The 12,262-nt window shown below is 74.0% G+C and carries 12 protein-coding genes; 6 read left to right on the plus strand and 6 right to left on the minus strand.

All coding sequences use genetic code 11. From position 1 onward, the window contains the following. Positions 1–91 precede the first annotated feature (91 nt). Positions 92–574 (minus strand): helix-turn-helix domain-containing protein, encoded by a 483-nt coding sequence (locus AB0H57_RS13350; RefSeq protein WP_357505915.1) that lies wholly within the window; start codon positions 572–574, stop codon positions 92–94. A gap of 504 nt (positions 575–1,078) precedes the next feature. On the opposite strand from AB0H57_RS13350, the gene AB0H57_RS13355 reads away from it, so the two are divergent. Genes AB0H57_RS13355 through mnhG form a run of 6 tightly spaced genes read left to right on the plus strand, consistent with a single transcriptional unit; the run spans position 1,079 to position 7,214 of the window. After that, positions 1,079–3,913: a Na+/H+ antiporter subunit A gene (locus tag AB0H57_RS13355; RefSeq protein WP_357505917.1), complete on the plus strand. Its 2,835-nt coding sequence runs from the start codon at positions 1,079–1,081 to the stop codon at positions 3,911–3,913. Further along, the gene (locus tag AB0H57_RS13360; protein ID WP_357505919.1) at positions 3,910–4,368 is read left to right on the plus strand and encodes a Na(+)/H(+) antiporter subunit C; all 459 of its coding nucleotides are present in this window, start codon (positions 3,910–3,912) and stop codon (positions 4,366–4,368) included. Before AB0H57_RS13355 ends, AB0H57_RS13360 begins: the two co-directional genes overlap by 4 nt. Further along, entirely contained in the window at positions 4,365–5,936 is a 1,572-nt protein-coding gene (locus AB0H57_RS13365; protein ID WP_357505921.1) for a Na+/H+ antiporter subunit D, read from the plus strand. The genes AB0H57_RS13360 and AB0H57_RS13365 overlap by 4 nt, the downstream gene beginning before the upstream one ends. Further along, positions 5,933–6,556: a Na+/H+ antiporter subunit E gene (locus AB0H57_RS13370; protein WP_357505923.1), complete on the plus strand. Its 624-nt coding sequence runs from the start codon at positions 5,933–5,935 to the stop codon at positions 6,554–6,556. The genes AB0H57_RS13365 and AB0H57_RS13370 overlap by 4 nt, the downstream gene beginning before the upstream one ends. Beyond that, positions 6,553–6,816 (plus strand): monovalent cation/H+ antiporter complex subunit F, encoded by a 264-nt coding sequence (locus AB0H57_RS13375; RefSeq protein ID WP_357505925.1) that lies wholly within the window; start codon positions 6,553–6,555, stop codon positions 6,814–6,816. The genes AB0H57_RS13370 and AB0H57_RS13375 overlap by 4 nt, the downstream gene beginning before the upstream one ends. After that, the gene (mnhG, locus tag AB0H57_RS13380; protein WP_357505927.1) at positions 6,813–7,214 is read left to right on the plus strand and encodes a monovalent cation/H(+) antiporter subunit G; all 402 of its coding nucleotides are present in this window, start codon (positions 6,813–6,815) and stop codon (positions 7,212–7,214) included. The genes AB0H57_RS13375 and mnhG overlap by 4 nt, the downstream gene beginning before the upstream one ends. Before the next feature lie 87 nt (positions 7,215–7,301). Here the strand turns inward: mnhG and AB0H57_RS13385 are convergent, their stop codons facing one another. The 5 genes from AB0H57_RS13385 to AB0H57_RS13405 all read right to left on the minus strand — a co-directional run bounded on the left by AB0H57_RS13385 (position 7,302) and on the right by AB0H57_RS13405 (position 12,195). Further along, complete coding sequence (locus AB0H57_RS13385) at positions 7,302–8,630, minus strand: PHB depolymerase family esterase (protein ID WP_357505929.1); 1,329 nt, start codon at positions 8,628–8,630, stop codon at positions 7,302–7,304. A gap of 140 nt (positions 8,631–8,770) precedes the next feature. Continuing rightward, positions 8,771–9,619 carry an ABC transporter permease gene (locus tag AB0H57_RS13390; protein ID WP_357505931.1) on the minus strand — a complete coding sequence of 283 codons (849 nt, stop codon included), beginning with the start codon at positions 9,617–9,619 and terminating at the stop codon, positions 8,771–8,773. After that, on the minus strand, positions 9,616–10,611 hold the full coding sequence (locus AB0H57_RS13395) for an ABC transporter ATP-binding protein (protein WP_357505933.1): 996 nt from the start codon (positions 10,609–10,611) through the stop codon (positions 9,616–9,618). Before AB0H57_RS13395 ends, AB0H57_RS13390 begins: the two co-directional genes overlap by 4 nt. Beyond that, on the minus strand, positions 10,599–11,687 hold the full coding sequence (locus tag AB0H57_RS13400) for a hypothetical protein (protein ID WP_357505935.1): 1,089 nt from the start codon (positions 11,685–11,687) through the stop codon (positions 10,599–10,601). The genes AB0H57_RS13395 and AB0H57_RS13400 overlap by 13 nt, the downstream gene beginning before the upstream one ends. Beyond that, positions 11,671–12,195 carry a sigma-70 family RNA polymerase sigma factor gene (locus tag AB0H57_RS13405; RefSeq protein WP_357505937.1) on the minus strand — a complete coding sequence of 175 codons (525 nt, stop codon included), beginning with the start codon at positions 12,193–12,195 and terminating at the stop codon, positions 11,671–11,673. The genes AB0H57_RS13400 and AB0H57_RS13405 overlap by 17 nt, the downstream gene beginning before the upstream one ends. Between the last annotated feature and the right edge of the window lie 67 nt (positions 12,196–12,262).

A 12,262-nucleotide genomic window follows, 5' to 3' on the forward strand; every position in this document is an offset into this window, starting at 1 on the left:
TGCTGCCCGCCGCGCGGACGTTGCGGCGGGCCTGGCGACGGCAGAGTTCCAGCGGCGTTCGTAGCCGCCCCTGGTCGAATCGATTCAGCGGTCAGGGTGTAGCGGCCTGGGCCTGGGCCAGCCGTCGCATGACGCTCGGGCCCTCCCGGTGCGGCAACGGCTCGCCGAGATGGGCGGCCCGCAGCTCGGCCATGAACTCCTGCCACAGCTCCGGTCCGCCGGCCGCGAGTAGTTCCGCACGCACCCGCAGCCGTCTCGTGGTCGGGCGGTGGCGCACCCCCCACTCGCCGAGCTGGGCGAAGACCGGCACCAGTTGGATCGACGCTTCGGTCAGGCTGTAGGCGGCCCGCCGTCCCGGCCCCGCGTCCTCGCGGGTCAGCAGGCCGGCACCGACCAGCCGCTTGAGCCGGTCGGCCAGGACGTTGGAGGCGATGCCCTCCTCGGAGCCGGCCAGCAGCTCCCGGAAGTAGCGCCGATCGCCGAACATCACGTCCCGGAGCACCAGCAGGCTCCAGCTGTCACCGAACGCCTCGACGGCAGCATTGACGGGACAACCCGAACGCGCCGGCTCCACACCGCACCTCGCCTCGTCCAGACTGGTTGCAAACTACCATCGGGCGGCCTGGCGTCGGGCGCCCCGATGTGAGTCGCACGCCCGACGATCGGCAGGACACGGCGCCGGTCCGGTCCGCCGGGCGCCGGGACGGGCGCGCGGGTCAGCCGTCGCACCGCCCGCGCCGGGTCGTCGTCGCGGGTCGCTTCCGCGGCTACGCATCCCATCGTCCTGCGGGCCGGCGGAGTGTCACCTGCCGACCCGCGGGGCCGAGCGCCGCCGGTCGGGCGGGGCGGGGCCGGACGGCCACGCCGACCAGGTTGGCGGGTGCGGCGGGGCGGGCGGTTCGGGCGCGACGGTGCCCGGCGGCGAGGGCGCCGGGAATGGGCACTTCGTCGATGGCCCGTCGGCGGTGGGGAAGCCGGACGGCCGGGACGGATCGATTGATCTCGATCACGACATGTGCTGTCGGCCTGATCGCCGGTTAGGGTTGACTCACCGGGGATTCGATCATTGGGAGGTTGTGTGCTGGTGCTGGTGGCGGTCCATGCGCTCGCAGCCGTGATCGCCCCAGTGCTGGTACGCATCTGGGGCCGTCGGGCTCTCTACCTGTTGGCGTTCGTGCCCGCCGCGGCGATGGGTTGGGCGCTGACCCACACGGAAACGGTCCGCTCGGGCACGCCGGTGGTCGAGACGGTCAGCTGGGTGCCGCAGCTCGGCCTGGACTTCGCGCTGCGGATGGGCACGCTGTCCTGGTTGATGGTGCTGCTCGTCGGTGGCGTCGGCGCGCTCGTGCTCGCCTACAGCGCACGGTACTTCCACTCGGACGATCCCGGCCTGGGCCGGTTCGCGGCGGTCTTCGTGGCGTTCGCCGGGGCGATGCTGGGCCTGGTGGTCTCCGACGACCTGCTGCTGCTCTACGTGTTCTGGGAACTGACGACCGTTTTCTCGTACCTGCTCATCGGCAGCGACCCGACCCAGCGGGCGAGCCGGCGGGCCGCGATGCAGGCGTTGCTGCTGACCACGCTGGGCGGTCTGGCGATGCTCGCCGGGTTCGTCATGCTCGGCCAGCACGCCGGTACGTACCGGTGGTCGGAGATCGCCGGTGACCTGCCGGACGGGACGTACCTCGCGGTGGCCCTGGTGCTCGTCCTGCTGGGGGTGCTGAGCAAGTCGGCGATCTTCCCGTTCAGCTTCTGGTTGCCGCGCGCGATGGCCGCGCCCACGCCGGTCAGCGCCTACCTGCACGCGGCGGCCATGGTGAAGGCCGGGGTGTTCCTGGTCGCGTTGATGGGGCCGGCGGTGAGCGAGGCGACGCCGTGGCGGCCGGTCCTGCTCGTCGGTGGCCTGGTCACCATGTTCCTCGGCGGCTGGGCGGCGCTGCGGCAGGTCGACCTGAAGCTGCTGCTGGCCTACGGCACGGTCAGCCAGTTGGGCCTGCTGATGGTGATCCTGGGCGCGGGCACCCGGGGCACCGCGCTGGCGGGTGCGGCGATGCTGCTGGCGCACGCCTTGTTCAAGGCGACGCTGTTCCTGATCGTCGGGGTGGTCGACCACGTCGCCGGCACCCGCGACCTGCGTGAGCTCAGTGGGCTGGGCCGGCGGGCGCCGGTGCTGGCGGTGGTGGCCGGCCTGGCGGCGGCGTCGATGGCCGGGCTGCCGCCGCTGGCCGGGTTCGTCGCCAAGGAGGCGGCGCTGGAGGCGTTCCTGCACGGCGGCACGGCGGAGCTGCTGGTGCTGGCCGGGCTGGTGATCGGTTCGGCGCTGACCGTGGCGTACACGATGCGTTTCCTGTGGGGTGCGTTCGCCGCCAAGCCGGACCTGCCGGTCACCCGGCCGGGGCGGGTGGAGTGGCCGTTCGTCGCACCGGCGGCGGTGCTGGGCGTCGCCGGTCTCGCGGTCGGCGTGCTCGCGCCGGCGGTGGACCGGGTGCTCGCCCCGTACGCGGATCTGTTCCCGGACGCCGACCCCGGCTATCACCTCGCGCTGTGGCACGGGCTGACCCCGGCGCTGGGCCTGTCGGCGCTGGCCGTCGCCGCCGGTGTCGGGGTGTTCCTGCTGCTGCACCGCCGCCGGCCCCGGCTGGCCCGGCTGCCGTTCGACGGCGCGACCGCCTACGACTGGGTGGTCAGGGGCGTCGACCGGGCGGCGGTGGAGCTGACCGGCGCCACCCAGCGTGGTTCGCTGCCGTTCTATCTGGGCGTCATCCTGCTGGTGCTGGTCGTGCTGCCCGGCGGTGCGCTGCTGGCCGGCCTGCCGTGGCCGCAGCGGTTCAAGCTGTGGGACAGCCCGTTGCAGGCCGTCGCCGGCGCCGTGGTGGTGGTGTCGGCGGTGTCGGCGGCGCGGGCCCGGCGGCGGCTGACCGCGATGATCCTGGTGGGCGTCTCTGGTTACGGCACCGCGCTGCTGTTCATCCTGCACGGCGCCCCGGACCTGGCGCTGACCCAGTTCCTGGTGGAGACCGTCACGATCGTCATGTTCGTGCTGGTGCTGCGCCGGCTGCCGGCGAAGTTCTCCGCCCGGCCGATCCGCACCAGCCGGCGGGTGCGCGTCGCGCTCGGCGTCGCCGTCGGCCTGGTCACCGCCGGCATGGCGTACGTGGCGGCGGGCGCCCGGGTGGCCACCCCGATCTCGGTCGGCTTCCCCGGCGAGGCCGTGTCGTACGGCGGCGGCAAGAACGTGGTCAACGTGACCCTGGTGGACATCCGGGCCTGGGACACCATGGGCGAGATCGCAGTGCTGGTGGCGGCCGCCACGGGCGTGGCCAGCCTGATCTTCCGCCGGTCCCGCGCCCTGGACCTGCGCAGCGGCATACCGGGGGTCGGCCGTAGCGACTCGGTGCGGTCGCGGTGGCTCACCACCGGCGCCACCACCCGGCAGCAGTCGGTCATCCTCCAGGTCGTCACCCGGCTGCTGTTCCACGCGATCGTGCTCTTCTCGATCTACCTGCTCTTCTCCGGCCACAACGCGCCCGGCGGCGGGTTCGCCGCGGGCCTGGTCGCCGGCCTCGGCCTGGCCGTTCGTTACCTGGCGGGCGGGCGTACCGAGCTCAACGGGGCGGCGCCGGTGGACGCCGGGAAGGTGCTCGGAGCCGGCCTGTTCGTCGCGCTCGGCACGGGGGTCGCCGCGATGCTGCTGGGCGGCGACTTCCTGCAGAGCGCGCTGCTCGACTTCCACCTGCCGGTGCTGGGAGACGTCCACTTCGTCACGTCGGTCTTCTTCGACGTCGGGGTCTTCCTCATCGTGGTCGGCCTGGTGCTGGACATCCTGCGCAGCCTCGGCGCGGAGATGGACCGCCAGCAGGAGGTCGACCAGCGGGAGGCCGAACCGGCCGAGGCCCGGACGAAGGAGCTGGTGTGAACCCCAACCTGATCTACGTCCTGGTGGTCGGTGTGCTGTTCGCCGCCGGGATCACGTTGCTGCTGGAACGCAGCCTGACCCGGGTGCTGATGGGAGTCATCCTGCTCGGCAACGGTGCCAATCTGCTGCTGCTGACCGGCGGCCGGGCCGGCGGCCCGCCGATCGTCGGCACGACGGACGAGGCGGACATGGCGGACCCGCTGCCGCAGGCGATGGTGCTGACCGCCATCGTCATCACCCTGGGGATGACCGCGTTCCTGCTCGCCCTGGCATACCGCAGCTGGCACCTCAACGGGCACGACGAGGTGCAGGACGACGTCGAGGACCGCCGGATCATGGAGTTGGCGGACCGGGACGAAGGGCCCGGCACCGCCGACGCGGACACCGTCCGCGAGCTGGCGGCCGATCCCACCGAGCCGATGCCCGTGACCGGTGCCCGGGGGAGTGCGACATGACCTGGCTCGTTCCGCTGCCGGTGGTGATGCCGCTGATCGGCGCCGCCCTGACCCTGCTGCTGGTCGGCCGGCCGCGCGCCCAGCGGTGGGTCAGCATCACCGTGCTGACCGCCACCGTCGCGGTCGCGGCACTGCTGCTGGTCCGCTCGTCGCTGGGCGGCCCGCTGGTCGTCGAGGTCGGTGGCTGGGCCGCGCCGATGGGCATCGTGCTGGTGGCCGACCAGCTCGCCGCGCTGATGCTCGTGGTGTCCGCCGCGGTGACCCTGTGCGTGCTGGTGTACTCCATCGGGCAGGGCATGGCCGACGGGAACGAGGAGACGCCGCTGTCGGTGTACCACCCGACGTACCTGGTGCTGACCGCCGGGGTGTGCAACGCGTTCCTCTCCGGCGACCTGTTCAACCTCTACGTCGGCTTCGAGATCCTGCTGGTGGCGAGCTACGTCCTGCTGACACTGGGCAGCACGGAGACGCGGATCCGGGCCGGCACCACGTACGTCGTGGTCAGCCTGCTGTCGTCGGTGCTCTTCCTGGTCGCGATCGGCCTGGTGTACGCCTCGACCGGGACGCTCAACCTGGCGCAGCTGGTGGACCGGCTGGACGCCCTCCCGGATGACCTGCGGCTGGTCCTGCAGGGCATGCTGCTGTTGGCCTTCGGCATCAAGGCCGCGGTGTTCCCGCTGTCGGCCTGGCTGCCGGACAGCTACCCGACCGCGCCCGCCCCGGTCACCGCGGTCTTCGCGGGCCTGCTCACCAAGGTCGGCGTGTACGCGATCATCCGCACCGAGACGCTGCTGTTCCCCGGCGGTCGCACCGCCGACCTGCTGCTGGTGGTCGCGGCGCTGACCATGGTGGTCGGCATCCTCGGCGCGGTGGCCCAGTCGGACATCAAGCGGCTGTTGTCGTTCACGCTGGTCAGCCACATCGGGTACATGCTGTTCGGGGTCGGGTTGACCACCACGCTGGGGTTGTCCGCCGCGATCTTCTACGTGGTGCACCACATCACCATCCAGACCACCCTCTTCCTCGCCGCCGGCCTGATCGAACGGCGGGGCGGCAGCACGGCGCTGGACCGGCTCGGCGGGCTCGCCCGGCTGTCACCGCTGCTGGCGGTGCTGTTCTTCGTGCCCGCGCTCAACCTGGCCGGCATCCCACCGTTCTCCGGGTTCCTCGGCAAGCTCGGCCTGGTGCAGGCCGGGGTGGCCGACGGCGGGGTCCTGGCCTGGGGGCTGGTGGCCGGCGGCCTGCTCACCAGCCTGCTCACCCTGTACGCCATCGCCCGGGTGTGGAACCTTGCGTTCTGGCGGGCCCCGCATCCGGAGATGCCGGAGGCGGATGACCCGGCCCGGGCGGCCCGCACCGACGGCGCCGAGCAGCCGCACGAGGATTCGGAGCCGGCCGGGGCGGCGCTGCCCCGGCTGATGATCGGCTCCACCGCCGCGCTGGTGGCGCTCGGCCTGGCGTTGACGGTGGTGGCCGGGCCGCTCTTCGACATCAGCACCGACGCCGCCGACCACCTGCTGCGCCGCGCCCCGTACGTCGAGGCCGTGTTCCCGGACGGTGCCCCGTGACCGATGAGTCGATGACGACCGGGCCGGCGAACCCGCCGCTGGACCGTCGCGCCCGGTGGCGCAACCGGGTGGTGGCGGTGACCGGCCTGGCCACCATGTGGGTGCTGCTGTGGGGGACGCTCTCCTGGGCGAACGTGATCACGGGACTGGTGATCGCGGCCGTGCTGCTGGTGGTGTTCCCGCTGCCGCCGGTGACGTTCGCCGGGCGGATCCGGCCGGTCGGGCTGCTCCGGTTCGTGCTCCGCTTCCTGCGCGACCTCGTGGTCGCCTCGGTGCAGATCGCCTGGCTGGCGGTGCGATTCGGGGACCCCCCGCGCGGGGCGATCATCGCCGTGCCGCTGCGGGTGAACAGCGACCTCAACCTCACCCTCACCGCCGAGGCGTTGTCGCTGGTGCCCGGGAGTCTCATCCTCGAGGCCGACCGCGGGACCGGCACCCTCTACGTGCACGTCCTCGGGCTCCGCACGCTGGAGGAGGTGGAGCGGTTCCGCGGCGGCGTGCTCGACCTGGAGGCGCGCATCATCGCCGCCATCGGGTCGGCCGAGGAACTGCGCCGCCTCGACGAACCCGCTCCCACCGGCCCCGTGGAGCCGGTCGACCTGGAAGGGGCATCGAGATGACCGTCGTCGCCGTGCTCGTCGCCGCGCTGCTCGCCGTGGCCGGCGCGCTCACCCTCACCCGCATCATCCGTGGGCCGTCGATCCTCGACCGGGCGGTCGCCACCGACGTCCTGCTTGCCGTCGTCGTCGCGGCCATCGCCACCGAGGCGGCCTACACCCGGGACGCCACGGCGCTGCCGGTGCTGGTGGTCCTCGCCGTGCTCGGGTTCGTCGGGTCGGTCAGCGTGGCGCGGTTCGCGGCGCGGAGAAACTCGAAATGACGCTCGACGCTCTCCTCGACGTCGTCGCCGCCGGCTGTCTCGTCGCCGGCGCCCTGCTCAGCCTCGCCGCCGGGGTCGCCCTGGTCCGTTTCCCGGACCTGCTGTCCCGGCTGCACGCGGCGGCCAAGCCGCAGGTCCTCGGCCTGCTGCTGGTCCTGCTCGGCTGCGCGCTGCGCCTGCGTACCGGGGTGGACATCACCACACTGGTCCTGGTGGGGGCGTTCCAGCTCGCCACCGCCCCGGTCGCGGCGCACATGGTGGGCCGGGCCGCGTACCCGCACGACGAGATCCGCCGGGACCTGCTGCTCACCGACGAACTCGCCGCGCACCTCGACGACGTCCGGGCGCGGCGCGCGGACGCGGCGGAGGAGCCCGACCCGGCGGCGCGACCGGTCTGAGCGGCCGTGCACCGCCGGCCCGTCGCGGCGACGGACCGGCGGTGCACGGGTGGCGGGTGCTCGCCCGTCCCGGCGCGGTGCCGGGGGTCAGCCGGTCGTGCAGGCGGCGCCGTTGAGGGTGAAGGCGGCCGGTTTGCCGGTGCCGCCGGTGTGGGTGGCCTGGAAGCCGATGGACACCGACGCACCGGGTGCCAGGACGGCGTTGTAGGAGACGTTGCGGGCGGTGACCGCGCCGCTGGTCGGGGCGTACGTGGCGTTCCAGCCGTTGGTGATGGCCTGCCCCGCCGGCAGGGTGAAGCCCAGGTTCCAGCCGTTGACCGTCGCGCTACCGGTGTTGGTGATGGTCAGCGAGGCGGTCAGGCCGGTGTTCCAGGCGTTCACCTCGTACGCCACCCGGCAGGCGCCGGCCGACGGCGGCGGAGTGGTGGGCGGCGGGGTGGTCGGGGGCGGGGTGGTGGGCGGCGGGGTGGTGGGCGGCGGGCTGGTCGGTGGGGTGGTGGTGTCCAGGCCGAAGAAGCGGATCGCCTGGGCGGCGTCGACCGGCAGGTTGTGCGTCACGCCCTGCATGCTGATCGCCTCGACCGGCGCCTGGCCGCCGCTACCGCCGTAGCGGGTGCGGGTGTAGTTGGGTTGCGGGTTGTCGGTGTAGGTCGGGGTCTGGCTGAGACCGTGCAGGTTCGTCCACTGCTTGATCTCCTCGGTGAAGTTCTGGTAGCGCAGCGTCTCGTCGTTGGTGCCGTGCCAGAGCTGCATCCGGGGACGCGGCCCGGTCCAGCCGGGGTACGCGTTGCGCACCAGGTCGCCCCACTGCTGCGGGGTGCGGACGATCTGCCCGTTGGCGCACTCGCTGTTCCACTCGGAGCCGTTGGTGGTGGCGAAGCAGCCGAACGGCACGCCGGCGAAGGCCGCGCCGGCCTTGAACACGTCGGGGTAGAGCCCGAGCAGGACGTTGGTCATCATCGCTCCGGACGACGTGCCGGTGGCGAAGATCCGGTCGGGGTCGACGGCGTAGCGCTGCCGTACGTAGTTGACCATCGACATGATCCCGACCGGGTCGCTGCCGCCGTCGCGGCGCAGCGCCTGCGGGGAGGAGACGTCGAAGCACTGGCTGCTGCGGGTCACCGACGGGTAGACGACGATGTAGCCGTACCGGTCGGCGAGGGCCGCGAACTGGGTGCCGGAGTACATCGCCGGCCCGGTGCCGGTGCAGTAGTGCACGGCCACCAGGAGCCCGGGCCGGGGCGCGACCCGGTCCGGCACGTACAGGTACATCCGCAGGTTGCTCGGGTTGGTGCCGAAGCCGGTGACCTCGGTCAGCGCGGCGGCCGACGCCGGGGTGGGCAGGGTGAGCGCCGCGAGCGCGGCCAGGGTGGCCGCCAGCAGGGCGGCGCCGAGCAGTCTGAGCCTGACTCTCATGGGGGTGGTTCCTCCGACAGACGCGGATGGGCGGGGGTGGTGACCGGGGCTGCCCGGATGCCCGATCGTGTCCGGCTCAGGAACATCCACAAGTATGTATGCCGAGGCGTCCGCTGACAACCTCGCCGCCCACCCGGGGCCTACACGTCGCGGCGCCGGAAGGCCACCGCCGCGAGGCCGAGCACGAGGGCCACCCACAGCCCGACCCAGCCGAGGTAGCCGGCGGTCAGCGGGGCGACGCTCAGGAACGGCGAGGCGTTGACCGCCTGGCCGAACTGGCCCAGCACCCCCGGGTCCTGGAAGGCGTGCATCGCCCCGCGCCACAGCCCGTCGGTGGGCAGCAGCATCCGGGACACCGTGCCGACCTGCGTCACGCCCTCGTTGTCCAGGGCGGCGCCGACGCTGCCGACCACGCCCGCGATCCAGGTCGCGCCGAACAGGCCGACTGCGACGATGCCCGACGCCATCGGCGAGACGGCGGTGGACAGCAGCAGGCCCAGGGTGAGCAGCACAGTCGTCTGCGCGGCGAGCAGCGCCAGCCCGGCCACGGGCTGCGGCGGCCAGTAGCCGACGGTGGCCCGGACGATGAGGATCTGGGTGAAACCGGCGACGGCCACAAAACCGGCGCCGAAAACCACCAACCCCAGCCACTTGCCGAGCAGCACCGCCGAGCGGCGTACCGGGCGCGCCAGCATGGCCAGCGCGGTGCCCGACTCGATCTCGCCGGCCAGGGTGGGGGCGGCGAGGAACGCCGTACCGAGCGCGGCGATCAGGCTCAGGCCGAACATCACCAGGTTGAGCACCTGGGAGGCGGCCAGCCGGGACTCGCCGCTGGTGAGGGTGCCGAACTCCGCGCCGAGCCGGGAGAAGCCCCAGGCGCTGAGCGCCAGCAGGGTGAGCGTCAGCGCGGCGAGGGCGCGCAGCACCCGTCGCCGGGCCGCCTCCCGCAGGGTGAGGGCGGCGACGGTGAACACCGTACGGGCGGTCACTTCTGCTCACCGCCCGGCGCGGCGCGCAGGATGTCCAGCAGCCGTTCCTCCAGGCTGACCCGGCCGGGCTCGACGGCGTGCACCCGTACGCCGAGGGCGACCAGGTCGGCCACCAGGTCCGGCACGGTGGCCGGCGCGGGCTCGGTGGGCAGCGTGACGGTGTACGCGTCCCCGTCCCGGGTGAGCGGGCCCGCCTCGGCCAGCCGGGCCCGCGCCTGCGGGCTCACCGTGTCGAGCCGCAGCCGCAGTTTCCGCCGGCCGAGCAGTTCGGCGAGGGTGCCGGCGGCGGCGACGCGGCCCTTGTCGAGGATGACGACGCGATCGCAGACCCGCTCGACCTCGCCGATCAGGTGGGAGTTGAGCAGCACGGCGACCCGGCGGGACCGCAGCGACAGCAGCAGGTCCCGTACGTCGGCGCGGCCGAGCGGGTCCAGGGCGCTGGTGGGCTCGTCGAGGACGACCAGCTCCGGGCGGGCCACCAGCGCGACGGCCAGCCCGAGGCGCTGCTGCATCCCCTTGGAGAAGCCGCCCACCCGGTCGCCGCGGCGGTCGGCGAGGCCGACGAGCGCCAGGCAGTCGCGCTGTTCGGCGACCGGCACGGCGATGCCGGCGAGCCGGACGTGCAGGGCCAGCACCTCGGCGGCGGTGAGCCACGGCTGGTAGCGGAACAGTTCCGGCAGATAGCCGACCCGGGCGCGGGACTGCGGGTCCCGCGCCGGCCGGCCGAGCAGCAGCACCTCGCCGGCATCGGGCCGAACGAGACCGAGCAGCATCTTGATGACCGTGGTCTTGCCGGCTCCGTTCGGTCCTAGCAGGCCCACCACCTCGCCACGGTCGACGGTGAACGACACGCCGTCGACGGCGCTGCGCCGCCGGTACCGCTTGCGCAGGCCCGAGCACCACACCGCCGGTGCCGGGGGCAGGTCGGTGACCAGCCGCCGCGCGGCGTCGACGGCGGGTCCGCCCGGCGGGGCGGCGGTCACCTGCTCCACCGCAGCTCCCGGGCCACGGTGAGCACCTCGTCGGCGCTGATCGAGCCGGCCACCGCGGTGATCTGCCCGTCGTCCGCCCAGACCACGCCCGCCATCGTGCCGTCGCGCGCGGTGAGCAGCGTGGCGGGGTTCCCGCCGACGTCGACCGGGCGGCTGGTCAGCTGATCCGCCGCCACCGGCAGCGGCAGCGTCGTCCCGTCGGCGGAGAAGTGGCGCAGCTGCGCCGCCACGTCCTCGGGCAGGCCGGGCAGGGAGAGCAGGTAGTCGCGGGCGGTGTCGAACGGCGCGCCGGAGGAGTAGGCGGTGGGCGCTACGGCGCGGGCCACGATCAGGGCGGGCACGCCCCGGGCCTCCGACCAGACCGCGGCGAGTCCCGGGCCGGCGACCAGCCGGAACCGGCTGCCGTCGAGGCCCGCGGGCGGCGGTGGCAGCGGCTCGCCGGCCGCCGCGGCGGTCCGCGCGGCCTGCTCGGCGGAGAAGGTGAAGACCGCCTCCACCCGGTCGCCGATCTGGTACGTCGGTGCGCCGGTGACCCCGCGAGGCAGCTTTCCGACCCGGGGGACGGGCAGCCCGGTGACCTGCCGCGCGGCGGCCTCGCCGGTCACCTCGCGCACGTTGGGCTGGTGGGTCACCGCGAGCGTGCCGTAGCCGGACAGGTCGGGCAGGGCGACCAGGTCGGCCCGGCTGAGCGTGACCGCGGCGACCCGCTCGGTCCGGAAGATCTCCAGCCAGTTGGCGGCGGCCGCGGCGCTCGCCCCCGCCAGCAGGGCGGCGACGGCGACGGCCGCGACCACCGGGCTGCGCAGCGCGGCACGCCACCGGCGGGCGGGGTGGGCGGCGGCCGAGCGCCGGCGTCCGTCGGCGGCGATCGTGCTCGCCAGCCGGCGCCAGCCCGCGTCGACATCGCTGGTCAGCTCCACGTCCAGCGCGGCGCCGGTGAGCGTGGCGTCCCGCTGGGCGGCGGCCAACCCGGACAGGCAGCCGGGGCAGGCCGCGACGTGTTCGCGGTCGGCGTCCGGCACGCCGGCCGGCTCGTCCACGAGGCGGCGCAGGGTGCCGTCACTCGGGTGACGCATGATGGCTCAACTCCTTGTGTAGGGCGGACTCGGCGCGCCGCACGACGGTGCCGACGCTGCCGGGGGAGAGACCGAGGGCGGTCGCGACCTCGGCGTAGCTGAGGCCGCTGTGCCGCAGGACGAGGGCGAGCGCCTGCCGGCGGGGGAGGCGGGCCAGCGCGACCCGCACCCGGCGGCGCTCGTCGAGGGTGACGACGGCGTCGGCGATGTCGGGGCTGACCGGGTCGGCGGCGCCGGCGACCCGCTCGCGGGAGGCCCGCCGGCGACCCGAGCGGAGGTGGTTCAGCGCGGTGTGCGCGGCGGCGACGGACAACCAGGCGGGGGCCTCGCCGGCCGGCACGCCGGAGCGCCCGAACGTCAGGAACACCTCCTGGGCCACGTCCTCGGCCTCCTCGCGCGAGCCGAGGACCCGGGCGGCCACCGCGACGACCCGGGCGTAGGCGGTGCGGAAGACCTGTTCGAGGTCGGCTCGGACGGGTGCCCGCCGGCCGGGAGTCGACACGGCCACGCCGGCCCTCCGCTCGCCTCGCCCGCCGGCCGTGCCGGAACCGTCGGAGGACAGCACCGCCGGCCCG

The organism is Micromonospora sp. NPDC050686 (assembly GCF_040654475.1).
In the GTDB taxonomy this organism is placed as follows: Bacteria; Actinomycetota; Actinomycetes; order Mycobacteriales; family Micromonosporaceae; genus Micromonospora.

Coding starts and splice junctions, on each gene's coding strand:
- AB0H57_RS13365 (WP_357505921.1), top strand. CDS start 4,365: ATGACCTGGCTCGTTCCGCTGCCGGTGGTGATGCCGCTGATCGGCGCC.
- AB0H57_RS13375 (WP_357505925.1), top strand. CDS start 6,553: ATGACCGTCGTCGCCGTGCTCGTCGCCGCGCTGCTCGCCGTGGCCGGC.
- mnhG (WP_357505927.1), top strand. CDS start 6,813: ATGACGCTCGACGCTCTCCTCGACGTCGTCGCCGCCGGCTGTCTCGTC.
- AB0H57_RS13385 (WP_357505929.1), bottom strand. CDS start 8,630: ATGAGAGTCAGGCTCAGACTGCTCGGCGCCGCCCTGCTGGCGGCCACC.
- AB0H57_RS13400 (WP_357505935.1), bottom strand. CDS start 11,687: ATGCGTCACCCGAGTGACGGCACCCTGCGCCGCCTCGTGGACGAGCCG.